This window comes from Barnesiella sp. An22 (genome assembly GCF_963931395.1).
In the GTDB taxonomy this organism is placed as follows: domain Bacteria; phylum Bacteroidota; class Bacteroidia; order Bacteroidales; family Barnesiellaceae; genus Barnesiella; species Barnesiella merdigallinarum.
Map to the genome: position 1 here is coordinate 2061384 of NZ_OZ007014.1, position 25059 is coordinate 2086442.

Consider the following 25059-nt stretch of genomic DNA (forward strand, 5'->3'; position numbering starts at 1 on the left):
TCAAAAAAACCGAGAACTATGACCAATTACAAGATTTTAGTTGTAGACGACGAAGAGGATTTGTGCGAAATTCTGAAATTCAACCTCGAAGTAGAAGGGTATGAAGTCGACACGGCCAACTCGGCCGAAGAGGCTCTGCAAATGAACCTGAGCGATTACAACCTGCTGCTGCTCGATGTGATGATGGGCGAAATGAACGGCTTCAAAATGGCCTCACTGCTGCGCAAGAACGAAAAGCTCAAACACATTCCCATCATCTTCCTCACAGCCAAGGATACCGAAGATGACAAACTGATGGGCTTCAATATCGGAGCCGACGACTACATATCCAAACCCTTCTCCATCCGTGAGGTCATTGCCCGTGTCAAGGCCGTGCTTCGCCGCAGCTCCGAAAAGGAGACCCCCGAAATCCTGCAATTCGAAAATCTGTATATCGACCCGACCAAAAAGCGGGCCTTCATCGACCAGAACGAGTTGCCGCTCACCAAAAAAGAGTTTGAGATCCTTTCGCTCCTGCTCTCCCACCCGGGTCAGGTCTTTTCGCGTGAAGAGATTCTTTCGAAAATCTGGACCGACGAGGTATATGTGCTCGACCGCACAATCGACGTAAACATCACCCGCCTGCGGAAAAAAATCGGAGAGTACGGGAAACACATCGTCACCCGGCTTGGATACGGATATTGTTTCGAAACTGCCTGATTTTGACCTATGACTATCGAAAAGCGTGCTCAGTTTATGACCTTCGACCGAAAACTGTTCTTTTCCATCGGGTCGCTGTTTGTCGTCTTTATTGCCATCATCCTGCTCTTCGAATACCAGCTCGAAAAGGAGAACCGGCAACAGTCGTTGAATGCCCTTTTGCAAGACTATAACGGACTCTTGTATGCCCAAATCAAAAACCAGGACATCGACCACATCTCTATCGACTCGATTATCCGCAACATGACCAGCCGCGACTTGAGGGTAACCGTCATCTCGGCCCAAAACGGCGATGTGATACTCGAGAGCCAGTCGGGAAAAGAGAGCGACACGGTTGCCGACAATCACCTGACCCGGCCCGAAATACAACAGGCCCTGAAGGGAAAAGAGGGCTATGCCATTCGATACTCGCAAACGCATAAGAAAAACTACTTCTATTCGGCCCGACGGTACGGCGACTGGGTGGTACGCTCGTCGATTCCCTTCGAGCGGGAGAGCCTCTCCATACTCAATCCCAACAAAGAGTTTATCTACTTCATGGTGGGCATATCGATTTTCGCAATCCTGTTGCTATACTATTTCTGCCGTAGCCTGGGCAAATCGATTGCCGCCCTTAGCCAACTGGCCCAACAAGCCGAACAAGAGAAGCCCATACACATCACCATCAAATCGGGCGTCGACGACATCGGCAATATTACCCAGAGTCTTACCCATATCTACGACAACCTGTTGCGTACCAAAGAGAAATTGTCGATCGAACAGGAAAAGCTGTTCAAACACCTGCAATTCTCCAAAGAGGGCCTGGCCTTCTTCTCCAAAGACAAACGGATAATCATGGCCAACAACCTCTTTATCCAGTATCTCAGCCTCATTACCGACAATACGGTGTCTCCGGCCGACTATCTGTTCAAAGAGGAAAATCTGAAAAAAATCAACGATTTCATATCGCAGAAACTCTACGAGCCCAATGTGCGCGAAGAGTTCATCTCCGAGTCGATGACCCTCGACAAAGGGAGCCGCACCTTCCTTGTCGAGTGCATCATCTTCCAGGACCACACCTTCGAAATCGCCATCAACGACATCACCCAACAGGAGCAGGAGAGCCGGTTGAAACGGCAGTTGACCCAGAATATCGCCCACGAGCTGAAGACCCCGGTGAGCAGCATCAGGGGATATATGGAGACCATCCTCTCTACCCAGATGGACGAAGCGCGCAAAAAAATGTTCATGGAGCGCTGCTACGCCCAATCGAAGCGGCTCACCGACCTGTTGCGCGACATCTCTATGCTCAACCGCCTCGACGAGTCGAAAGACCTCTACGACACCGACAACACCGACTTGCAGAAGATTATCACCGAGGTCATCAACGAATCGCAAGCCGCACTTACCGAGCGTAATATGACCGTAGAGATGCGAAACCTCCACGACAAGATGACGTTGAACGGCAACTACTCGCTGCTCTACTCGATATTCCGAAATCTCACCGACAACGCCATCGCGTACGCCGGACAAGGTACCCGAATCACCATCGACTGCTATCTCGAGGACGACAAGTATTACTACTTCTCCTTCTCCGACAACGGCGTGGGGGTACCCGAAGAGCATCTGAACCGCCTCTTCGAGCGTTTCTATCGGGTAGACAAAGGACGCTCCCGCAAACTCGGCGGCACCGGTCTGGGACTGGCCATCGTCAAAAACGCTGTTCTCTTCCACAAAGGTGAAATATGGGTTAAAAACGAACCCTCGGGTGGCCTGAATATCCTTTTTTCTCTGAGAAAAAACTAAATAAACTTTCAACTGCCCCCGAAATGGGGTGGCGAAATTAGGATTTCTCGCGGAATCTTGTAACTTTGTAAAATCATGACCCGTAAAATTTTGATTTTATGAATTACGAGAGTTTTAATAAATACATCGAACGAGCCATTAAAGAGAACTGGGAACGTATCGCCTTGAGCGACTTCGACGGTGTCTCTTACCACTACAAAGACATTGCCCGCAAAATTGCCAAAATACACCTGCTGCTCGAGAGCGCGGGCATCGAACACGGCGACAAGGTGGCCATCTGCGGCAAGAATTCGGCACACTGGGCCGTGGCCTTCTTTGCCACCATCACCTACGGGGCCGTGCCCGTCCCTATCCTGCACGAGTTCAAGGCCGACAACATCCACCACATCGTCAACCACTCCGAAGCCAAACTGCTCTTTGTGGGCGACGGGGTATGGGAAAACCTGAACGAGAACCTGATGAAGGATTTGCGGGGCATTCTCCTGCTCAACGACTTCTCTCTGCTCAAGTCGAACAGCGAACGGCTCATCGATACCCGCAACCGGCTGAACGAATACTTCGGCCGTAAATACCCCTCGCGCTTTACCCCCGAAGCGGTGAGTTACTACGAGGATTCGCCCGAAGAGATGGCCGTCATCAACTACACCTCAGGCTCTACCGGATTCTCCAAAGGAGTCATGCTCCCCTACCGCAGCCTGTGGTCCAATGTCGAGTTCTGCCTCGAGCACCTGCCTTTCCTCACGGCCGGCGACGGCATCGTGTGCATGCTGCCCATGGCCCACATGTATGGCATGGTCATCGAGATGATACACCCCTTTACCAAGGGGTGCCATCTGCACTTCCTCACCCGGGTGCCCTCGCCCAAGATCATTATGGATGCCTTTGCCACCGTGAAGCCCAAACTGATTATTGCCGTCCCGCTCATTATCGAGAAGATTATCAAAACCAAGGTATTCCCCTTGCTCGAAAAGCCCTTGATGAAGGTGATGCTGAAGGTGCCCTTCCTCGACAGCCAGCTGTTGGCCAAAATCAACGACCGTCTCTACGAAACCTTTGGCGGCAATCTGGTGCAGATGATTATCGGCGGGGCCGCCCTCAACCGAGAGGTCGAGCTCTTTTTGCGTCGTATCGGCTTCCCCTTCACCGTAGGCTATGGCATGACCGAGTGCGGTCCGCTCATCTCGTATGCGCCCTGGGACGAGACCCGCATAGGCTCCTGCGGACGAATTGTCGACCGCATGGAGGGTCGCGTCGACTCACCCGACCCCGAGCACACCGTGGGCGAACTGCAGGTAAAGGGAGCCAACACCATGCTCGGCTATTACAAAAACGAAGAGGCCACCCAAGCCATATTCACTCCCGATGGTTGGATGAAAACCGGCGACCTATGCACCATCGATGCCGATGGATTCGTCTACTTGAGAGGACGCAACAAGAATATGATTCTGGGCCCCTCGGGACAAAACATCTACCCCGAAGAGATTGAAGACCGCCTGAACAACATGCCCTATGTGTGCGAGTCGCTCATCGTCGAGCAGGAGGGAAAACTGGTGGCTCTCGTCTACCCCGACATCGAGAATGCCCAACGCTCCAACCTGACGGGACATGCCCTCGAAGCACAGATGGAGGAGGACATCACCTCACTCAACAAGGAGCTGCCCGCTTACAGCCAGATAAGCCGGTTGAAAATCTATTACGAGGAGTTTGAGAAGACTCCCAAACGCAGCATCAAGCGCTACCTCTACCAGAGCAACTAACAGACCGATATAGATAAACTATCTCTGAAAGCCGGCAGGCCGAACGTAAGCAAACGACCGTTTGGAACTGTCGGTTTTCAGAGTTTTGCAAGAGAGCATCGTCCCGTATCGACGACTACTTCAATTTGGAATGCTTGATATTTATCCACTTTCATCAAGAGAAATTACGGGCAGACTCGGCACTATTTAAAAACTCTGTTTTTCATTTGCCTTTGCGCTCTCCTTTTCCTAACTTTGCAACCCCATGAGAAAGGTCGGCCTATTCATATTACTCGTGTTTTTCTGCGTACTCGCATCGGAGGGCAAGAAAAAACAGAACATACCTGCACCTTATGCCTGGAGCATCACCCAACCGTTAGGGTTGCGTTACGATGTTCCCATGGATACGCTCATGCACAATTTTTACAGCACCGACATCCCCTCGAGCTACTCGACTGCCTACGGTACGACGGGCAATCTGGGTGGTGCCGCCTTCTCCAAGATATTTTTCGACCGAGGCATTCCCTCGGAGTTTTTCTTCAAGGACCCCTTCAGTCACTGGATACAAACGGCATCGACCTGGAAATTCTACAACACGCATATCCCCTTCACCCAGCTCTCCTACCTCACCGGCGGTTCGAAGCAGACAGCTCAAGACGACTTGAAGGCCGTATTTTCGGGAAACATAAACCCTCGGTTGGCTCTGGGCGGTAGCGTGAACTACATCCTGTCGCGAGGTAATTACCAGCATCAGGCTACCAAAGACCTGGCATACAGCATCTTCGGCAGTTATCTGGGCGACCGGTACGACATCCAGTTCTTCCTCAATACCTACAACTTTGTCAATCAAGAGAATGGCGGTATTACCGACGATACCTACATACTCAATCCCGAAGAGGTGCAGGGCGGACAAGCGAGCGTCGATACCCGTACCATCCCTACCAACCTGAGCGATGCCTACAACCGCATACGAGGCAAAGAATACTATGCCACCCAACGCTACAAATTCGGATTTTACCAGGAAGAGCAGCAAGACACTACAGTCATACGCACCTTTGTCCCGGTAACCAGCATTATCCATACTATCGAATATAACGAAAACAAGCACCGGTTTGTCAACCAGTCGGCCACCGAAGATACCACGTTCTTTGCCAATACCTACATGGGACTGGGTGGTACCAACGAAGAGACCACCTACCAGTCGCTGCGAAACACGGTGGGCATATCGTTGCTCGAGGGCTTCAACAAATACGCCAAGATGGGGCTGGCCGCTTACCTTACCTATGAATATCGTCACTATTCCATGCCGCGCGATACCCTCTCGGCAGGAACCGTCATCGAAGGCCTCACGCCGCGACCCGACTTCTCCATACCACGCAACCACAGCGAGAACCTGTTGTGGGTAGGCGGAGAACTGTCGAAACAAAAGGGCGAACTGCTCACCTACAACGTAAACGGCAAATTCGGTCTGGCGGGGTCTGTCATCGGTGACATCGATGTGACGGCCGACGTACGCAGCCGATTCCGCCTGTGGAAAGACACCGTGCAGCTCCAAGCCTACGGATTCTTCAAGAACATAGAACCCTCCTATTTTTATAAACGATATGCTTCGAACCACTTCATGTGGAACAACAGTTTCGGGAAGACCCGGCGCATGCGCGTGGGCGGCGAACTCAGCGTGAAGCGATGGGGTACCAAGCTGAACGTAGGGGTCGAGAACATACAGAACTACATCTACTTCGACAACAATTGCCTGCCCCAACAAGAGGGCTCCATCATACAGGTGTTTCAGGCCCGTCTCGACCAGAACTTCCGGCTTGGTATTCTCAACTGGGAAAACGAGGTGGTCTATCAAAAGACCAGCAAACCCTCGATTATCCCCTTGCCCGAGTTGAGTGTATACAGCAACCTCTACCTGCTCTTCCGCATTGCCAAGGTACTGCACGTGCAACTGGGCGTCGACTGCCACTACTACACCAAGTACAAAAGCGAGACCTTCCAGCCGGCCACACTCACCTTCCACACCCAAGACCAAATCGAGGTGGGGAACTATCCCTTTATGAATGCCTACATCAACATGAAGCTGAAGCAGACCCGCTTCTTCGTGATGATGTCGCACGTAAACCAAGGTCTGTTTGGCGGGAACAACTACTTCTCGCTGCCACATTATCCGTTAAACCCGAGAATGTTCCAAATGGGACTCTCCATCGATTTTTCCAATTAGCCTATGAAACTCAAGCATCACCTGTATATATACATTGCCCTGCTGGTGATTGTGGTAGGAGTCATGGCATGGCTGCGGACAAAAAGTTCGGAAGTTCATCCCCGCAGTTTCGAGGAGATTCGCACCGACGGTGTGCTGCGCATCGTAACCGACTATACCCCCCTCTCCTATTATCTGCAAGGCGACAGCCTCTCGGGCTTCGACTATGAACTGGCCCGTATGATAGGTGAGCGGAGTGGACTCTCGATAGAGATTACTCCCGAAGTAAACCTGAGCAAAAGTATCGAAGGACTGGAGTCGGGGCAATACGACATCATCGCCCGGCAGCTGCCCGTTACCTCGGAGATTAAGGAAGAACTCGCCTTCACCGTTCCCCTCCAGCTCAACAAGCAGGTACTTGTACAGCGGAAGCCTGCCGAGGAGGGCAAGAAGCTTATTCGCAATCAGCTCGACCTGGCCGGCAAAACCCTCTACATCGTGAGCGATGCCCCCACCCGACTGCGCATCAACAACCTGGCCCGCGAGATAGGCGACACCATCTACATCCAGGAAGAGAAGACCTACGGAGCCGAACAGCTCATTATGATGGTGGCTACCGGCGAAATCGAATTTGCCGTGTGCGACAAGGCAATCGCCCAGCAAATGAGCAAAGACTATCCCCAACTCGACTGTAATACCGACATCAGTTTCACCCAGTTTCAATCGTGGGCGCTCCGGAAAAACGATTCGACATTACTCGACAGCCTGAATAAATGGATTACCGATATTCAGCAAGAGGATAGATATAAAAAACTGTACGACTCCTATTTCTGACGAAATACCGTAGCCGCAAGAAAAAGAGGCCGCTGCCCTGCCCGCTTGACCGCCGGACAGAGACCCCGTGAAAAACAAAGAAAGAGGATTGGATAGCGAACATGAAAGAGCCTGACATAGAACACGAAGGCATTGTGACGGGAGTGACCGATTCGCACATACTGGTGCGCATCCTGCAACAGTCGGCCTGTGCCGGTTGCCATGCCGCCGGCGTGTGCTCGACAGCCGACCAGAAAGAGAAAATCATCGAGGTAAAACGCGACCGCACCCCGGTACAGATTGGCGACAAGGTGGTGGTAACCCTCGCCGCCAAGGCTGGTCACAAGGCCCTGTGGCTCACGGCCGTACTGCCGCTTCTGCTCATCATCCTCTCATTGGCAGCTACGACTCTGGCTCACGCGAGCGAACTCGTCACCGGGCTCTGTGCGCTGGCTGTACCGGCAGTCTACTACACAATACTCTATGGCTATCGCGACCGGCTGAAAAAACAGTTTACATTCTTTTTGAAAAAAACATTTGTCTCATAACTTATGGTAACATCGATCATCATATTAAGTATTATCGGATTGGTCAGTGCGACCCTGCTTTATGTCATCTCCCGCAAATTCCACGTCGAGGAAGACCCGCGTATCGACGAAATCGAGGCGGTGCTCCCGGGAGCCAACTGCGGCGGCTGCGGCTTTGCCGGCTGTCGCAACTTTGCGGAACAATGTGCCAAAGCAACCTCGCTCGACAATCTGCTGTGTCCCGTGGGAGGCAATGCAGTCATGCAGAAGATTGCCCCCATCGTGGGAATGGAAGCCGTGGAACAGGCACCCCGCATTGCGGTAGTGCGCTGCAACGGCTCGTGTGAAAACCGGCCCCGAACCAGCCACTACGAGGGAGCCCACAGCTGTGCGGTAGAAGCCGCCCTCTACTCGGGCGAAAGCAACTGCAACTACGGCTGTCTGGGCGAAGGCGACTGTGCCGCCGCTTGCGACTTCGGGGGCATCACCATGGACCCCGTCACCCGGCTGCCCATCGTCGACCCCAATATCTGTATTGCCTGCGGGTCGTGCGTGAAAGCCTGCCCCCGCAACATCATCGAGTTGCGCAAGCGGCAAGAACCCCGCGTCTACGTAGCCTGCAACAACCGCGACAAGGGCATCATCGCCCGCAAGGTCTGCTCGGTAGCCTGCATCGGCTGCGGCAAATGCGCCAAGAGCTGCCCCAACGGAGCCATCGCCATTACCGACAACCTGGCCTACATCGACGACACGCTCTGCCTCTCGTGCCAGGCCTGCGTCGAAGGGTGCCCCACCCACGCCATACATGTGGTTTGTGAAACTGAAAAAGAGAAAGTATCAACCAACGAAAAGGAATCTGCTATATGTTAAAGACATTTCGCATAGGAGGCATACATCCGAATGAACACAAACTGACGGCCCACTGCCCCGTGACACCGGTAGCCGTACCCCGGCAAGTTGCCATCATGCTCAACCAGCACATAGGCGCACCGGCCAACTGCATCGTGAAGAAGGGCGACACCGTAAAGGTGGGTACACTCATTGCCGAAGCCGGCGGATTCGTTTCGGCCAATATTCACTCGCCCGTATCGGGCACGGTCTCCAAGGTAGACAAGGCGGCCAATGCCTTTGGCCAATATGGCACCACCATCATCATCGACACCGAGGGCGACGAGTGGGAGGAGAGCATCGACCGCTCGCCCGAACTGAAGGAGGAGATTACGCTCTCCCCGCAAGAGATTATCCAAAAGATAGCCCAGGCTGGTATCGTGGGGCTGGGAGGCGCCACCTTCCCCACCCACGTCAAGCTGATGCCGCCCAAAGAGTTCAAACCCACAGTGCTTATCGTCAACGCCACCGAGTGCGAACCCTACCTGACCGACGACCACGCCCTCATGCTCGAGTCGCCCGACCAGATTCTCGTCGGCTGCCGCATTCTGATGAAGGCCATCAACGTGGAGCAGGCCTATATTGGCATCGAAAACAACAAGCCCGATGCCATTGCCCTGCTGCAGCAACACGCCACCCGCTATCCCGGCATCACCATCGTACCGCTGCGTACCCGCTATCCGCAAGGGGGCGAAAAACAGCTCATCGACGCTATCTTGCACAAGCAGGTGGCCAACGGTGCCCTGCCCGTGTCGACCGGTGCCATCGTGCAGAACGTGGGTACGGCCTTCGCCGTCTACGAAGCGGTGCAGAAGAACAAACCGCTCGTCGACCGCATAGTAACCGTCACGGGCGACCACATAGCCAAGCCGGGCAACTACCGGGTGCGGCTCGGCATGTCGATGCACGAACTGATTGACATAGCGGGCGGCCTGCCCGACGACTGTGCCAAAGTGATATTGGGCGGCCCCATGATGGGCAAAGCGGTGTCGAACATCGACTCGCCCATATCCAAAGGCTGTTCGGGCATTGTGATACTGGACGAGAAGCATGCACACCGCGGAGCCATAGAGCCCTGCATACGGTGTGGCAAATGCGTATCGGCCTGCCCCATGGGACTCGAACCCTTCCTGCTGGCCAAACTGTCACAGAACCATCTGTTCGACCGGGCCGAGCGGGAGCTCATCACCTCGTGCCTCGAGTGTGGTTGCTGCTCATACAGCTGCCCGTCGAACCGCCCGATTCTCGACTATATACGAGTCGGCAAAAATGCCGTAAACCGAATTATACGATCCAGAAAACAATCCTAATCTACGCTTTTCGAAATGGAACTAACCGTATCACCTGCTCCTCACATACACGGTCGCCTGTCGGCCTCGCAGTGTATGTACAGCGTCATCATTGCCCTGTTGCCGGCATTCGCTGTATCGCTCTATTTCTTTGGAGTCGGAGCCTTAATCGTCACCCTCACGTCGATACTTTCGTGTGTCGTCGTCGAATACCTCATACAAAAATTTCTGCTGAAAGTGAAACCCACCATCGGCGACGGCTCGGCCATTCTCACCGGGTTGCTGCTGGGTTTCAACCTGCCCTCCAACCTGCCGGTCTGGATTGTCATCATCGGCTCGATTGCGGCGATAGGCATCACCAAGATGGCTTTCGGCGGACTGGGCAACAACCTCTTCAACCCCGCGCTGGTCGGTCGGGTATTCCTGCTTATCTCCTTCCCCACCTACATGACACAGTGGCCTGTGCCGAGTGCTTCGCGCTGGAGCTATACCGACGCCGAGACCGGTGCCACGCTGCTCTCTAAACTGAAAGAGGAAGGGAGCCAATGGGTAAGCCAGGTCAATATCTCGGACCTGTGGATAGGCAACCAGGGCGGAAGCCTGGGCGAAGTGGGCGCCATCGCCCTGCTCATCGGATTTGCCTTTTTGCTCTACCGCCGCATCATCAGCTGGCACATCCCCGTGTCGATACTGGCCACGGTATTCGTGTTCAGCTTTGCCTTGGGCCTGGGCGAAGAGTTGAGCGCACAAGCCTCGGGTGCCTGGCAACATGCCTTCGACTTTGCCCTCATCCAACTGCTTTCGGGCGGACTTCTGCTGGGTGCCATCTACATGGCTACCGACTATGTGACCTCGCCCATGACCTCGCGGGGCATGATCATCTACGGCATCGGTATCGGCGTCCTCACCGTCGTTATCCGCCAGTGGGGCGGCTACCCCGAGGGGGTGTCGTTCGCTATCCTCATTATGAACGCGTTTACTCCGCTCATCAACAACTATGTGAAACCTAAACGATTCGGGAGGGCATAACCATGAAGAAGAAAGAATCTACATTGTGGAACATGCTTTGGTCGCTCACTCTCATTACGGCCATTGCCGGTGGTCTGCTGGGCTACACCTACCAACTCACCGAAGAACCGATAGCCCGGGCCTCCAAAGCCAGTCGGGAGAAAGCCATACAACAGGTGATACCGACCTATGACAACTCGCCGCTGGACGAGCAGATGACCTACACCGTACATAACGAATACGGCGAAACCACCGCCACCATATATCCCGCCAAACTGGGCGGCAAGCTCGCAGGGGCTGCCGTCGAGTGCAGCAACAACACCGGCTACGGCGGCGAGATTCGCATTATCGTAGGGTTCGAAGCCGACGGTACCATCAAAGACTATCAGGTGTTGAAACATCAGGAGACCCCCGGCCTGGGAGCCAAGATGGGCGACTGGTTCCGCACCGAAAAAAACAACCAGAGCATCATCGGGAAATCGCCCGAAGAGTGCAATTTTCACGTAACGAAAGACTCGGGCGACATCGACGCCATCACCGCCGCCACCATCACCTCGCGGGCGTTCCTGGCTGCCGTGCGTACGGCATACGCTGCCTACACCGAATCGCTGAAAGGAGGCAACCATGAATAAGACGAAAATCCTTTTGAACGGGCTCATCAAAGAGAACCCCACCTTTGTACTGCTGCTGGGCATGTGCCCCACGCTGGGAACCACCACCTCGGCCATGGGCGGCCTGGGCATGGGACTCTCTACCCTGTTTGTGCTCATCTGCTCCAACGTCGTCATCTCGATGGTCAAGAGCATTATTCCCGACAAGGTGCGCATCCCCGCCTTCATCGTCATCATCGCCACATTCGTGACCATTCTGCAACTCTGCATGCAGGCCTACCTGCCCGAGCTCTATGCCACGCTGGGACTCTTCATCCCGCTCATCGTGGTCAACTGCATCCTGCTGGGTCGTGCCGAGGCATTTGCCGCCAAGCATACACCGGGCGAATCGTTCTTCGACGGACTGGGCATCGGGCTGGGATTTACCGTAGCCCTTACCCTGCTGGGTTGTGTGCGCGAATTTTTGGGCACGGGTCACATCTTCGGGCTGCCCATCTATCCCGAGGAGTATGGCTCGCTCATCTTCATTTTGGCCCCTGGTGCCTTCATTGTTCTGGGATTCTTAATTGCCATTATCCACTCCATTAAAACCCGATAATCATGCTCACCTATATATCTATATTTATTACTGCGATATTCGTCAACAATATCGTGCTCTCGCAGTTCCTGGGTATCTGCCCCTTCCTGGGCGTATCCAAACGCATCGACTCGGCGCTGGGTATGGGTGCGGCCGTCACCTTCGTCATGACGCTGTCGACCATCGTCACCTACCTGCTGCAAACCTATCTGCTCATGCCGCTGGGGCTCGACTACATGCAGACCATCGTCTTCATCCTGGTCATTGCCGCTCTGGTGCAACTGCTCGAAATCATCATCAAGAAAATTGCCCCTGCACTCTACCAGGCACTGGGCGTATTCCTGCCGCTTATCACAACCAACTGTACCATATTGGGTGTGGCCCTGATTGTGATTCAAAAAAACATGACCCTGCTCGAGTCTACCGTCTATGCCATATCGACGGCGCTGGGTTTCACGCTGGCCCTCGTGCTCTTTGCCGGCATGCGCGAACAGATGAGTCTTTCGAGCATCCCCAAGGCCATGCAGGGTACTCCCATCGCACTCGTAGCCGCCGGACTGTTGGCCATGGCTTTCATGGGATTTTCGGGCATAAAAATAGGCTAACTTTCAAATCGTAAGTCATATAACAATCTACTCTATGTTATAAAACATATTTCAAAGAAATTATAACGATTTATTATATTTTAGTTGATTTTCGTATCAATCCATTAGTTTGAAAGTCAACCTTTTATACAGATAGGTAGTTTTGAGAAAAAACTACCTATTTTGCTATCAATTTAAAAATATATTTTTTATATTTGTGAAACTAAAAACAATAACATATGGCTAAAATCAAAGGCGCTGTCGTCGTTAACAAAGAACGTTGCAAAGGCTGCGAACTATGCGTGGTCGCCTGTCCCAGTCAGGTTCTCGCATTACAGCCTACCGAAGTTAATGATCGAGGTTATCATTATGCTTTCATGCAAAATCCCGACGCATGTATCGGGTGTGCAAGTTGCGGACTCGTATGTCCCGACGGGTGTATCACCGTATATAAAGTAAAATTGTAACCGGTTCATTCCGATAAATCCGTTAATTATGAAAGAAGAGATAAAACTGATGAAGGGTAACGAAGCCATAGCCCATGCAGCTATACGCTATGGAGCCGATGGTTATTTCGGATACCCCATTACTCCCCAGTCGGAGGTGATGGAAACGCTCATGGAAGAGCAACCGTGGGAAACGACCGGTATGGTTGTATTGCAAGCCGAGAGCGAAGTGGCTGCCATCAACATGGTGTATGGCGGTGCCAGTTGCGGCAAGGCCGTGATGACGACCTCGTCGAGTCCCGGTGTAAGTTTGATGCAGGAGGGTGTCTCCTACCTGGCAGGTGCCGAGTTGCCCTGCTTGATTGTCAACGTCATGCGAGGAGGCCCGGGTCTGGGTACCATCCAGCCAAGTCAGGCCGACTACTTCCAGGCTACCAAAGGCGGCGGTCACGGCGACTACCACCTCATTACGCTGGCTCCCGCATCGGTACAGGAGATGGCCGATTTCGTGGCACTGGGTTTCGACCTGGCCTTCAAATACCGTAATCCTGCTATTCTGCTGGCCGACGGTGTTATCGGGCAGATGATGGAAAAGGTGGTTTTGCCTCCCTTCCGCAAACGCCGCACCGAAGAAGAGATACGCCAGCAAAATCCGTGGGCTACACTGGGAAAACCCAAAGACCGCAAACGGAACGTAGTTACCTCGCTCGAACTCGACCCCGCCATCATGGAGCAGAACAACATCCGCTTCCAGGCCACCTACAAACGCATTGCCGAAAACGAGGTCCGCTACGAAGAGATCAACTGTGAAAACGCCGACTACCTGATAGTTGCCTTCGGTTCCATGTCGCGTATCTGCCAGAAGACCATCGAACTGGCTGCCGAAGAGGGTATCAAGATAGGTCTGTTGCGACCCATCACGTTGTGGCCCTTCCCCTCGGAAGCCATCGCCCGCCAGGCCGATCATGTGAAAGGCATCCTTTCGGCCGAGCTCAATGCAGGACAAATGGTAGAAGATGTTCGTCTGGCCGTCAACGGAAAAGTACGGGTAGAACACTTCGGCCGTCTGGGAGGTATCGTTCCCACGCCCGACGAAGTTCTGACCGCACTGAAAGAAAAACTAATGTAAATACCCGAACCTGAAGGTGGTTCATAACTCATACGCATTATGGATATCAACGAAATTATAAAGCCCGAGAACCTGGTTTACACGAAACCTCGGCTCATGAACGATAATCCCATGCACTACTGCCCGGGTTGTAGCCATGGCGTAGTACATAAACTCATTGCCGAAGTCATCGACGAAATGGGTATTGAAGAAGAGACAATAGGTGTAGCCCCCGTAGGGTGTGCCGTATTTGCCTACAACTATATCGACGTCGACTGGATCGAAGCCGCTCACGGTCGTGCACCGGCCATCGCCACTGCCGTAAAACGACTCAACCCCAAGAAGATGGTATTCACCTACCAAGGCGACGGCGACCTGGCTGCCATCGGTACGGCCGAGACCATCCACGCCTGCAATCGTGGCGAAAACATTGCCATCATATTCATCAATAACGGTATATATGGTATGACCGGTGGTCAGATGGCCCCCACGACCCTCGAGGGCATGAAGACCTCGACCTGCCCCTATGGCCGTAACGTAGCCTTGAACGGATACCCCCTGCGCATTGCCGAACTGGTAGAACGCGTCGACGGTACCTGCTATGTAACCCGCCAGAGCGTGCACACTCCCGCCGCCATACGTAAAGCCAAGAAAGCCATCCGTCTGGCCTTCGAAAACTCGATGGCCGGCAAAGGCACCTCGATGGTCGAAATCGTATCGACCTGTAACTCGGGTTGGAAAATGTCTCCCGTCAAATCCAACCAATGGATGGAGGAACACATGTTTGCCAAATACCCGCTGGGAGACCTCAAAAACGTATAATCAAAAAACACGACCGACATGAAAGAAGAAATTATCATAGCTGGATTCGGCGGACAAGGCGTGCTCTCGATGGGTAAGATACTCGCCTACTCCGGACTGATGGAAGGCAAAGAGGTTACCTGGATGCCTTCGTACGGACCCGAACAACGAGGCGGTACGGCCAACGTGACGGTAATCCTCAGCGACGAGCGCATCAGCTCGCCGGTATTGAACTCGTTCGACGTGGCTGTCATCCTGAACCAACCCTCGCTCGAGAAGTTTGAAAACAAGGTAAAACCGGGCGGTATTCTCATTTACGACGGTTACGGAATACACCACCCCCCTACGCGTACCGACATCAACGTCTATCGCATCAACGCCATGGAGGCTGCTATCGAAATGAACAACACCAAGGCCCTGAACATGATTGTACTGGGCGGTTTGCTCAAGTTGAAACCGATGGTGAGCATGGAGAATGTATTGAAGGGGCTTAAGAAATCGCTCCCCGAACGCCACCACAACCTCATTCCGTTGAACGAGAAAGCCATCTTGAAAGGCATGGAAATTATTCAAAAGGCTTAAACAAGCTCTTGAAAATCAATATCCCATAGAAAACGAGAGGAAAGAATCGCACTTTTCTCTCGTTTTTTTCATTTTCTTTGTAACATATTCCCGGATTGTTCGTCCTCTATATGAAAACCGAAGATAAAGCGCTTATCACCCGGAATCAGAATGAAGGACCTAATAAAAAATGAATAAGATGAAAACCCGAATCTTCCTCACCGCATTGCTCCTGCTGGGCTGCTCGTCGGCCATCGTAGCCGGGAACTGTATCGACAACCTGTCACGCTCGATTGCCCGACTGCCCGAAGCACAAACCGTCAACATAAACCCGTTTGTCATGAACTTGATCAAACCCTTCTCATCCGAAATGAAAGGGGTGAAATCGATGAACATAGTCAGTGCCGAAGATATTTCGACTGCCGACTATACCCGGCTGAAAAAGCTGATAGAGGATTGCCAGAGCGAAGGCTACGAGACGATTATCTCGTCGAATGAAGATGGAGAGATAGCCCGCATACTGATGAAGATGGAGAAAGACAAGATCAGAGAAATCGTCATTCTCTCTCTCGAAGAGGACGAGGCAAACCTCATACGCATCAAAGGCGCAATAGATCCTAAACAACTGAACGAAATTATCGAAAACAACAAATAATACCTCCAGCCATGAAAACAAGAATCTTTACACTCTCCATCTTGCTGCTCTCGGCCTTGACAGTCTTGGCCGGGAACAAGATAGACAAACTGTTCGACCAGGTAAAGGACCTGCCCAACGCCGAGTATACCCACGAAAAGATAAGCAAAACAGAGAAAAAGGGAGTAATCGATGGCATCAAGAACCTGGAAGCCGTCGAAGCTGCCATCGACGAAAGCACTTACCAAACTCTGCGAAAGACGATTGTGAAGGGGGATTACAAGCCCTACGAAATGCTCATCGATACCCATGACGATGACGAAGTGGTGAAAATCCTTATGAAACGCAATAAGAAGAAAATTACCGAAGTCGTCATCATCGACCTCGAAAAAGATGAAATCAATCTGGTAAGATTCAAAGGGAATCTGAAATCGGAGCTCCTGAACAAAACGATAGAATAGTCGATCGATATGACTCACGCGGAGTTTAAAGCGAGATTCCTGCCCTACTACCAAAAGCTCTACCGCATCGCCTACCGATACGTGGGCAATGCGTGCGACGCCGAGGATATGGTACAGAGCACCTACCTGAAGCTGTGGGAGAAGCAGGATTTTCTCGAGCATGTCGAAAGCGACGAAGCCTATGCCGTCACCACCTTGAAGCACATGTGCCTCGACAAGTTGAAGGCTCCGCTCGTCCAGACCGACGACGAATCGGGACTGGTTGGCGAGAGTTCGCCGGAACCGCCACCCGACCAGGCACTCGAGCAGAAAGAAGAGATGAAGATAGTGCTGCACATCATCTCCGAGTTGCCCGAACAGCAACGGCAGGTTGTACTGCTGAGGCATTTCGAAGAGAAGAGCACAGAAGAAATAGAACGCGAAACCGGCCTGAGCAACGCCAACATACGGGTGTTGCTCTCGCGGGCCCGAAAAACGATTAAAGAACTATTTACACAAACGATATGACCACACAAGAGTTACGAAAACAAATAGACTCCTTCTTTGAAGGCAATCTGTCGGAGGCCGACGAACAAGCGTTGAGAGACTATTTGGCCACTCACGAGGTTCCACAGGAATTTCTCGCCGAGAAGCGCATCGTCCTCGCACTCGTGCCCCACACGGTCGAAATTCCCGAGGGGCTGGAAGAGCGGCTGTCGTCATTTATCGACCGGCTGCCGGCCCGCAAAAAAGCGATGCGCATCGCTCCCGTCTGGCGATGGGTAAGCGGTATTGCCGCTATCGTGGTTCTGGCCTCGGCTGCCGCACTCTATTTCACCCGACAACCGGCCTCGCCCCAACTTAACGCCCAAGAGATGTATGCCTGCGCCGAGGCTCAACGAGCCTTGCTGCTCGTCTCTCAGAAACTGAACAAAGGTACCCAGCAGTGGCAACAGGCCCAACAGGAGATTATCAAGACCAACCGAATCATCAACAAACATTTCAAATACGAATAAACTATGAAACGACTTATTTATACGCTGTTATGGATGGCTCTCGGGCTGTTCTCGGCCCAGGCTCAAAACTCCTCCATATTCGACCAATTCTCCAACGAGAAAAACGTCACCTATGTCAACATATCCAAAGCACTGCTGAACATGATGCCCGCGGGGCAGCTGGAGGTCGATGCCCTCGACCTGAAAAGCGTCATCAACGACCTCGACCGCATCCAGATTCTTACTTGTGAAGAGGATGCCAACCTGATCAAGCGCATTCGCAAGGCCAGCTCGGCCTACTTCAAGAAAGCCCCCTATGAGGAGTTGATGCAGGTAAAGGACGACGAAGAGTCGGTTGTCATCTACATCTATCCCAAGCCTCAGAAAAAAATCAAGGAACTGGTGATGCTGGTCGACGACGGCAGCGAAGAGTTTGTGCTCATACAGCTCACCGGCGATATCTCCATCAGTCAGCTCCAGAGTCTGACCAAAAACATACAATAACGAACAGCACACGATTTTCTCATACGAACGAAGCGGCTACCGGGCATTCATCCCCGATAGCCGCTTCACTTTTTCTTGAGTCATATCTCTCCGCTCAATAGCAGAGCCCTATCAAATAGCGGCAGAGTATATCACCGCCAAAGATACCGATGATAAAGACCAGCCACAGGTTTCGCCCCTTCAGATTACAAGCGACCGATATGGCCCTAAACATCCAGTACAATACCCATATCGTAAGCAACAGGCTCACGGCACCGAGCCACACAACTGCCAGCAGCCAAGTCGTGTCGGAGAGCAGCCGGTCGGCCGCCTGCAACGACTGTATTTTCACGATCTCGTGCATCGGGGGTAATGCCATGAAGAGCGAGAGCAGCACAAAGGGCAGTTGGGCAAAGGCGACGGTTCCCAACACATCGACGGGCCGCACATGCGAACGGCTGCAAAACAAGGCCAAAAGATAAATCAACACCGAGGGTACCAGCCAAACGGCCAAATGCTCGACCACAAAGCACCACCACGCCCCGTTGGGAGCACCGCCATAGTGCAGCAGGCCATGAAAATGAACTCCGCCCACAAATGCGATAGCCGTAGCCACCACGATACCTGCCACACCCCACACGAGCGAGGTGTAACCGGCTACCCTGTAAAAGGGATTTTTCAAAAATGCCAAAACCGTTTTCATCATGCCTCCATATTATTCAGTTTCTCAATCAAATCGTCCAGATAGTTGCGCACCGTAGGGTAGCTCACCCCCATCTGCTTGGCCATATCCTTCAGGCTTCCGCTCGCTTTTACAAACTCGAGTATGAAGCGTTGCTCCTCTTCGGTCAGCCGGGTCAGAACCGGCAGGTCAAACACGCCCGACACTTCGGTGCCACACTGGTCGCAAACCATCTTGGCGACCTTCAACGGAGCCTCACACGCCGGGCAGCGCAGCGGCAATCGTTTTTTCGTTTCGTTTTGATTCATGGCTTTATAAATTTTTCGATTACGTTCAACAACTCCTCTACGACCGGCAGGTCGGGATTGGTATAGGTAGCCTGCTGCACTCCGGCATCGACCGTGTCGCACGACTTCAATACGTGATTCATGTTCTCGATGAGATGCAACTCGGCCTGAGGCTGAGCCGCCTTCAACGCTTCGGCATCCCCTACCGATACCTGTATATCCTTATCGCCCTGGACCAACAGCACCGGCTGCTCCAAACGGGCCACTACCTCCCGCGGATCGTACCGATACCACGACATCAGATAGGGTTGCACCGAGGGGCGATACAGCGCCATCAATCCCACAGGTACGTCGTTCACAGCCTTTCCGGCCCGCAACGAGTCGTTAATGTTCTTCACCAACTGGCGCACCTCGGCCGGCTGGTTGCTCATCTGAGTCTCGATAATCTCATAAGCCGGATGTCCCGCACCAGCTATGGAGACGAAACCTTTTACTTTCGCATTCCCTTCACTGGCCAGCATGCCTATCAACGACCCCTCGCTATGCCCCACGACAAAGATACCCGAAAAACGGCTATCCTCACTCAACAGCTCTATCCACCCCCGGGCATCGGCCACATAATCGTCGAATCGCAAATCCTTCTCCTCCTTACCGGCCGCGGCACTCGAGGCAATGCCCCGCTTGTCGTAACGCAGCGAGGCGATACCCCGCCGGGCCAACCCTTCGGCCAGCAGTTTCAACGAATTGTTTTTAAGGGTGACGGCTCCCAGCAGCGAATTGCCATCCATATCGGTAGGACCCGACCCGGCAATAATCAGAACTACCGGCGGACGTTCGACATCGGGCAGCATCACCCTTCCCTGGATTTCACCCGTAGGAGTACCGAGCGAAATCGGTTGCTCCCCGGCAGCCCAGCAGAGCATCGGGAACAAGGCTGCCAGCATCATCAGTTTTACGTTTTTCCGTTTCATCGCTATACTTTTATCGGTTAAATTTTTTCTACAAATATAGTATTACTTTTCCATAAATAAAATAAAAGTTCAATTTTATTTATATAGAAATAAATTTTATTCAATTCTTGCTCTACAAATAGCAGTTGTATTCCGATATTTTTTTTCGTACATTTGTTTCAGAAAAGAGAGGGAGGCCCACTACCAATCAGAGGGTCTTTTATACAGTACACGACATTCAACTAAAACAAACTGTTATGGAAAAGTCAAAGGTATTTTTCACCAATCTGCACACCACCCCCTCGAGCAACCTGCTCGACAAGATGGAGCGGTTAATCAAACGGGCCGGTATCGAGACCATCGATTTCAAGGACCAGTTTGTAGCTATAAAAATCCACTTCGGGGAACCGGGCAACCTGGCCTACCTGCGGCCCAACTATGCCGCCCGACTGGCCAATCTGCTCCGTTCGTGGGGTGCCAAACCCTTCCTCACCGACTGCAATACGCTCTACTCGGGCCGACGTGCCAATGCCGTAGACCACCTGCAAAGCGCCATGGAAAACGGCTATAACCCCATCTCGGCCCAATGCCAGGTAATCATTGCCGATGGTCTGAAAGGGACCGAATACCGCGAAATACCCCTGAATGGCGAATATTGCAAAGCGCCTAAAATCGGGGCTGCCTTGGCCGATGCCGACATCGTCATCTCGATGACCCATTTCAAGGGGCACGAGCAGGCCGGATTTGGCGGAGCCTTGAAAAACCTGGGTATGGGTGGTGCCAGCGTGGGCGGCAAACTGGAGCTGCACTGCAACTCGCAACCTCGCATCGATATTGACAACTGCAAGGGGTGCAACGTATGCGTGAAACACTGTGCCCACGACGCTATACACCTCAATGCCGACCACAAGGCCGTAATCGACTACGACAAATGTGTAGGTTGCGGACAGTGCGTAGCCTTGTGCCAACACGATGCAGCCGTCATGGGCGAAAGCGATACCTCGGAACGGCTCAACTACAAGATTGCCGAATATACACAAGCCATCTTGAAAGATAAACCCAACTTCCACATCAGTTTCATCATGAACGTGTCGCCTGAGTGCGACTGCTGGAATCACAACGATGCCGCCATCGTGCCCGACCTGGGTATCCTGGCCTCGTTCGACCCCGTAGCTCTCGACAAGGCTTGTGCCGATCTGGTGATTGCCGCTCCGGCCATCGACGGCAGCCGTCTGGTCGAGAAGCATCCTCACGAACATCTCGAAGGTGCCGACAAGTTCCACCTGATGCACCCAGACACCAACTGGCAAGCCGGTCTCGAACATGCCGAAAAGATAGGATTAGGTACCATGCAATATGAACTGATTACCGTCTGACCGACGGCAACCGGTTCATCATCTTTCCCCGACTGCACTCCCGATGCGACGATGCGCTCAAATATGATACGAGAGCATCAGTCGAAATTCAAACGTATCGGAACGCACGTCGGGGAAATATTTATAATGGGTTTTACGTCGATACCAGGCCGTCTCGGCTGCAATAGAGAGCTGAGGAGCTATGGCAAACGAGGCTCTGAAGTTCAAACGCTGTAACCGGGCATTGCCCACATCGCCCTGCGCATTGAGGTAGTTCTGGTCTATATGCTCATAATCTTTCTGTTCATAGCCTTTCCAGGTGAAAATGTGGTAATTCTCAAAAGCCAGATAGAGCCCCAGCTTTTGCCGCAGCGAAAAGAGCCCGTTGACCCGCACGCTATACCCGCTGCCCATATTGTAGTCCCGGTCGTGAAACTGAAAGTAGTCACTCAACGAACCACCTAACACAATGCCCGACAGAAAGCCATTCAGCGACAGGCTATTGTTGCCTTGAAACCGGGCCCGATACAACAAACCGGGGCCGTATGAGACCGTCTCGGCTATGCGGAACGGTGTGTATGACGATTCATCCGAAAAGCTCTCACTGTCGTAATAGTTATAATTCTGGAAGATACCGGCAAACAGCTCGTTGCCATTGGCATAGTCGTGTGCCCTACCCCATATCGAGGCACAGATACTGGCCTCACCGATAGCCGGCTGACGAGAAAAGAGATTCAACAACATACGTGCCGTAAAATGCTCGAACGGCTCATTCCCCTCGATCTCGAACGGATCGTTATAAACCATATTAAATCCAATGAACCCGATATGTCGGCTGCGATTGGGCTGTGAGTCAAAACAGTTGAGCACCCGATAGCCGGCATCGAACTGAAAATAGAAGGGCACGGTGGCCATACGATCGACATAACGAGGGCCCACGCGCCAGGCCTCGCCGGTCATCAATCGATTGACTCCACGCACCGGGTTGAGTATCAAGCCCACCGCCTCGTGTGCAAAGCGATTCCACCCCCGAGCCTGCCCGTTGAGCGCAAGCGACGACAAGCGATAGCTCACCTCGCCCAGCGCCATACCGCCCAGGGTAGTAGAAATAATATCGTTGGTCGAAGGTGGCTGCAACTCCAGAAACAACTCCCAGATGGAGCTGCCAAACAAGGCATAGGGAGCCGATTCCCAGAAGTTCAAACCGTTGGAGCGTGCACAGTTGAAATACAATCCTCCCTGATAGGGATGAAAAAAGAGGTTGGTGTTGAACTTGTCGTTATCCCACAAGAACCCCGTCTTAAAATTGTTTTTAATCGACGACCAGGTAATCTGTGCATAGTCTTCGTGAATGATATAACGGGTAATAATGTGAAACAGCGCATTGGTTCCCACCACCTCTACCCCCGACAACCATGGCCGTTTGCGAGGAGGGGCTGCTATATCCCAATCGGGATTACTTATCTCTTGGGGTACCTGAAAAGCGGTATCGACACGACTGCTGTCGACTCGGGCCTCCATACCCGACGAATCGATTGTAACGGCATGCTGAGAAGACATGGCTCTGTTCACGATACAGCTGTCCATGCCGACTTCCATAATCTCTCTCCTATATATCGAATCGGGCTCTGCAGCCGAAACGTACGAGACGAAAAAAGGGAGATTCACACCTACCCATATCCCTAAAATCTTTTTACCTGCTTTCATTCTTTCTTATTAACAGAGTGCCAAGATAAGGAATAAACCAATACGAAAATCGGCTATGCGAGTTATCGAAAAACGATACCGCATTTTGGAACAATCATTCCCAGGCTTCACCTCCGAGAGACATCTACACCGCACCCATATATAAACCGGCCGGGCGATACGGAAAGAGGCCACCCCGTAACCCGAGGCGGCCTCTTCTTTAATCTATGTTCGTACGAATCGACCCGATTAACGTACAATACACTTTTGACCATTTACAAAATAGACACCGGCCGGCAACTCGATTACTTCACGTCCGGCAAATTTGCCCGTAGCATAGCAAGCGCCGTTGACATGAACTACCGAATAGTCAACCTCCTCGTTGCTGAGCAGCTCGATTTGGTTTTCACCGGCAATCACTCTCAAGCCGTCGTTCTCCGACTCCTGGATACCTACCGATTTGTTTTCGAACAAGATTGTGATGGCAACATCGCCGTCGATATATTCGGCCGGGATTGTAATCAAACCATCTTCGCTAAGCTCCATATTATCGACTTTCCACTGACGGTTACCGAACAGATACTCTTCGCCCTCGTGGTTGTAGCCGTGCTTGATTTCAAGACCGGTAATATCGTAATTGTCGTCCATGGCAATGTTGAACGAGAAGTCTTCGCCAAAGGGAATCTCAGCAGGCAGAGCCGAACCGTCGGCGGCAGTCACTTCGCACATTCTGGCTACTACATTCAAAGCCACATTGTCGCGGTGTACATTGGCCAGGTAATCGACAATACCACCACCATTGGCTACAACCGAGTTGTCGGAAGCCGGGTTACCGGCAGCCACCGAGCTATCCCAGTCGACCTTGCAACGGATACGGTAGAAGCCCGGCGCCATGTCGGAAGCAAGCGTAAATGCAGGAGGATCGAGGCTTGTATCGTTCGAAGCCGATGCACCGGTACTGTTATAGCCCGACAAATAAGAATAGGCGACCAAATCGCTGCTGGCGGTAGGAACATTGTTCTGAATATCTACATCGAAACGTCCGTCATTGCCTTTATCGATGTATACATATCGGTGCATCCAGCTACCGGTGTAGGTAAATTCTACATTGACGGTCTCGCCCACCTTCAATTCGATGGGATCGGCCGAAGTCTTATCGACATATACGGTTCTTTCGCTTGCGATATCCGACTCATACGAAGCGCCCATATCACCCGAGAATGCAAGGCCCTCGAGAGCACGGTCATTACGAGTTTTCTCTTGCGTGGCATCGAAGTTCAAAGGATAGGGATCGAACGTAAAGCGCTGTTGCGAATCGTCGTTGATGAGAATATCATCGAAATAGGCCACGTAATCGGTTTCGGTAGCCAGGTGCGAATCTACATCGGGCACAATGACAATGCTATGCAGCTCGGCAGCATCGTTGCCATATACACTGAATACGGCATCGACCCACTTGTTGGCGTCGATCTCCTTGGTTGCAGCCGTCACAAACTGTACGGTCGTAGCCGGCTGGTCGGCCCAGTCGTTACGTTTACCGAGTCCGACAAGAGCTACACGACCGGCCACAGGTTTATACATCAGTACATGGATGTATTGCGGTGTGGGCGACAAAGCAATAGGCGAAGTCAAATCGATGCGGGCACCGTACAAGTGGCTGCCATATCGCGAACGCTGGAAAGCCAGCACCTTGGCCGACCCGTTTATATCGTCGGATACCGGGTTGTCTACCACCTCAATCTGACCGGTCAGCGAGCCGGTATTGAACGGAGACTGGTCCCAATAATCATAGGTGGAGATTGCGCTGTAATCAACTTCCTCAAACTGGCACAAAGTAGTTTCGGCATATCCACCAAATGCCCAAAGCAACGAAACGGCACCAATGAGGTTCTTATATATTCTTTTCATCTT

General features: G+C 52.4%; 27 protein-coding genes. 22 read left to right on the plus strand and 5 right to left on the minus strand.

Annotation, left to right across the window (positions count from 1 at the left end; genetic code table 11):
* Nucleotides 1-18: 18 nt before the first annotated feature.
* From ABGT88_RS08480 to ABGT88_RS08580, 21 genes are all read left to right on the plus strand, one after another.
* Nucleotides 19-699 (plus strand): response regulator transcription factor, encoded by a 681-nt coding sequence (locus tag ABGT88_RS08480; RefSeq protein ID WP_087407387.1) that lies wholly within the window; start codon nucleotides 19-21, stop codon nucleotides 697-699.
* 9 nt (nucleotides 700-708) lie between these two features.
* Nucleotides 709-2484 carry a cell wall metabolism sensor histidine kinase WalK gene (locus tag ABGT88_RS08485; protein ID WP_087407386.1) on the plus strand — a complete coding sequence of 592 codons (1776 nt, stop codon included), beginning with the start codon at nucleotides 709-711 and terminating at the stop codon, nucleotides 2482-2484.
* A 98-nt stretch (nucleotides 2485-2582) separates the two neighbouring features.
* Nucleotides 2583-4241 (plus strand): AMP-binding protein, encoded by a 1659-nt coding sequence (locus ABGT88_RS08490; protein WP_298663466.1) that lies wholly within the window; start codon nucleotides 2583-2585, stop codon nucleotides 4239-4241.
* A gap of 244 nt (nucleotides 4242-4485) precedes the next feature.
* Nucleotides 4486-6444 (plus strand): putative porin, encoded by a 1959-nt coding sequence (locus ABGT88_RS08495; RefSeq protein WP_346701536.1) that lies wholly within the window; start codon nucleotides 4486-4488, stop codon nucleotides 6442-6444.
* A gap of 3 nt (nucleotides 6445-6447) precedes the next feature.
* Nucleotides 6448-7257: a transporter substrate-binding domain-containing protein gene (locus ABGT88_RS08500; protein ID WP_087407383.1), complete on the plus strand. Its 810-nt coding sequence runs from the start codon at nucleotides 6448-6450 to the stop codon at nucleotides 7255-7257.
* 101 nt (nucleotides 7258-7358) lie between these two features.
* Nucleotides 7359-7784 carry a SoxR reducing system RseC family protein gene (locus ABGT88_RS08505; RefSeq protein ID WP_298663464.1) on the plus strand — a complete coding sequence of 142 codons (426 nt, stop codon included), beginning with the start codon at nucleotides 7359-7361 and terminating at the stop codon, nucleotides 7782-7784.
* Between the two features lie 3 nt (nucleotides 7785-7787).
* Entirely contained in the window at nucleotides 7788-8633 is an 846-nt protein-coding gene (locus ABGT88_RS08510; RefSeq protein ID WP_087407381.1) for an RnfABCDGE type electron transport complex subunit B, read from the plus strand.
* The gene (gene rsxC / locus ABGT88_RS08515) at nucleotides 8627-9961 is read left to right on the plus strand and encodes an electron transport complex subunit RsxC (RefSeq protein WP_346701539.1); all 1335 of its coding nucleotides are present in this window, start codon (nucleotides 8627-8629) and stop codon (nucleotides 9959-9961) included. The genes ABGT88_RS08510 and rsxC overlap by 7 nt, the downstream gene beginning before the upstream one ends.
* A 15-nt stretch (nucleotides 9962-9976) precedes the next feature.
* Nucleotides 9977-10969 (plus strand): RnfABCDGE type electron transport complex subunit D, encoded by a 993-nt coding sequence (locus ABGT88_RS08520; protein WP_346701541.1) that lies wholly within the window; start codon nucleotides 9977-9979, stop codon nucleotides 10967-10969.
* Nucleotides 10970-10971: 2 nt separating this feature from the next.
* Nucleotides 10972-11580 carry an RnfABCDGE type electron transport complex subunit G gene (locus tag ABGT88_RS08525; RefSeq protein ID WP_346701543.1) on the plus strand — a complete coding sequence of 203 codons (609 nt, stop codon included), beginning with the start codon at nucleotides 10972-10974 and terminating at the stop codon, nucleotides 11578-11580.
* Entirely contained in the window at nucleotides 11573-12157 is a 585-nt protein-coding gene (locus ABGT88_RS08530; RefSeq protein ID WP_258327431.1) for an electron transport complex subunit RsxE, read from the plus strand. The genes ABGT88_RS08525 and ABGT88_RS08530 overlap by 8 nt, the downstream gene beginning before the upstream one ends.
* Before the next feature lie 2 nt (nucleotides 12158-12159).
* Entirely contained in the window at nucleotides 12160-12741 is a 582-nt protein-coding gene (gene rsxA / locus ABGT88_RS08535) for an electron transport complex subunit RsxA (RefSeq protein ID WP_087407376.1), read from the plus strand.
* Nucleotides 12742-12959: 218 nt separating this feature from the next.
* Nucleotides 12960-13187 (plus strand): 4Fe-4S binding protein, encoded by a 228-nt coding sequence (locus ABGT88_RS08540; RefSeq protein ID WP_084546950.1) that lies wholly within the window; start codon nucleotides 12960-12962, stop codon nucleotides 13185-13187.
* A 28-nt stretch (nucleotides 13188-13215) separates the two neighbouring features.
* Nucleotides 13216-14295: a 3-methyl-2-oxobutanoate dehydrogenase subunit VorB gene (locus ABGT88_RS08545; RefSeq protein WP_346701546.1), complete on the plus strand. Its 1080-nt coding sequence runs from the start codon at nucleotides 13216-13218 to the stop codon at nucleotides 14293-14295.
* 39 nt (nucleotides 14296-14334) lie between these two features.
* Complete coding sequence (locus ABGT88_RS08550; protein WP_087407374.1) at nucleotides 14335-15096, plus strand: thiamine pyrophosphate-dependent enzyme; 762 nt, start codon at nucleotides 14335-14337, stop codon at nucleotides 15094-15096.
* Between the two features lie 18 nt (nucleotides 15097-15114).
* Nucleotides 15115-15657, plus strand: coding sequence for a 2-oxoacid:acceptor oxidoreductase family protein (locus tag ABGT88_RS08555; RefSeq protein WP_087407373.1), 543 nt, complete (start codon nucleotides 15115-15117; stop codon nucleotides 15655-15657).
* A gap of 178 nt (nucleotides 15658-15835) precedes the next feature.
* A complete protein-coding gene (locus tag ABGT88_RS08560) occupies nucleotides 15836-16291 on the plus strand; it encodes a DUF4252 domain-containing protein (RefSeq protein WP_258327433.1) in 456 nt (151 codons plus the stop codon).
* Between the two features lie 11 nt (nucleotides 16292-16302).
* Nucleotides 16303-16731 (plus strand): DUF4252 domain-containing protein, encoded by a 429-nt coding sequence (locus ABGT88_RS08565; protein WP_087407371.1) that lies wholly within the window; start codon nucleotides 16303-16305, stop codon nucleotides 16729-16731.
* Nucleotides 16732-16740: 9 nt separating this feature from the next.
* Complete coding sequence (locus tag ABGT88_RS08570; RefSeq protein WP_258327434.1) at nucleotides 16741-17238, plus strand: RNA polymerase sigma factor; 498 nt, start codon at nucleotides 16741-16743, stop codon at nucleotides 17236-17238.
* Nucleotides 17235-17726 carry an anti-sigma factor gene (locus ABGT88_RS08575; RefSeq protein ID WP_087407369.1) on the plus strand — a complete coding sequence of 164 codons (492 nt, stop codon included), beginning with the start codon at nucleotides 17235-17237 and terminating at the stop codon, nucleotides 17724-17726. The genes ABGT88_RS08570 and ABGT88_RS08575 overlap by 4 nt, the downstream gene beginning before the upstream one ends.
* A 3-nt stretch (nucleotides 17727-17729) precedes the next feature.
* Entirely contained in the window at nucleotides 17730-18209 is a 480-nt protein-coding gene (locus ABGT88_RS08580) for a DUF4252 domain-containing protein (RefSeq protein WP_087407368.1), read from the plus strand.
* A gap of 94 nt (nucleotides 18210-18303) precedes the next feature.
* On the opposite strand, the gene ABGT88_RS08585 is transcribed toward ABGT88_RS08580, so the two are convergent.
* Genes ABGT88_RS08585 through ABGT88_RS08595 form a run of 3 tightly spaced genes read right to left on the minus strand, consistent with a single transcriptional unit; the run spans nucleotide 18304 to nucleotide 20104 of the window.
* Nucleotides 18304-18894, minus strand: coding sequence for a hypothetical protein (locus ABGT88_RS08585; RefSeq protein WP_087407367.1), 591 nt, complete (start codon nucleotides 18892-18894; stop codon nucleotides 18304-18306).
* On the minus strand, nucleotides 18891-19178 hold the full coding sequence (locus ABGT88_RS08590) for a DUF2089 family protein (protein ID WP_300130517.1): 288 nt from the start codon (nucleotides 19176-19178) through the stop codon (nucleotides 18891-18893). The genes ABGT88_RS08585 and ABGT88_RS08590 overlap by 4 nt, the downstream gene beginning before the upstream one ends.
* A complete protein-coding gene (locus tag ABGT88_RS08595) occupies nucleotides 19175-20104 on the minus strand; it encodes an alpha/beta hydrolase (protein ID WP_241147789.1) in 930 nt (309 codons plus the stop codon). Before ABGT88_RS08595 ends, ABGT88_RS08590 begins: the two co-directional genes overlap by 4 nt.
* Nucleotides 20105-20364: 260 nt before the next feature.
* On the opposite strand from ABGT88_RS08595, the gene ABGT88_RS08600 reads away from it, so the two are divergent.
* The gene (locus tag ABGT88_RS08600; protein ID WP_298663458.1) at nucleotides 20365-21483 is read left to right on the plus strand and encodes a DUF362 domain-containing protein; all 1119 of its coding nucleotides are present in this window, start codon (nucleotides 20365-20367) and stop codon (nucleotides 21481-21483) included.
* A 57-nt stretch (nucleotides 21484-21540) separates the two neighbouring features.
* Here the strand turns inward: ABGT88_RS08600 and ABGT88_RS08605 are convergent, their stop codons facing one another.
* Together ABGT88_RS08605 and ABGT88_RS08610 are read right to left on the minus strand one after the other, a co-directional pair.
* A complete protein-coding gene (locus ABGT88_RS08605) occupies nucleotides 21541-23061 on the minus strand; it encodes a DUF3943 domain-containing protein (RefSeq protein WP_346701550.1) in 1521 nt (506 codons plus the stop codon).
* 336 nt (nucleotides 23062-23397) lie between these two features.
* Nucleotides 23398-25056: a hypothetical protein gene (locus tag ABGT88_RS08610; RefSeq protein WP_298663456.1), complete on the minus strand. Its 1659-nt coding sequence runs from the start codon at nucleotides 25054-25056 to the stop codon at nucleotides 23398-23400.
* Nucleotides 25057-25059: the final 3 nt, after the last annotated feature.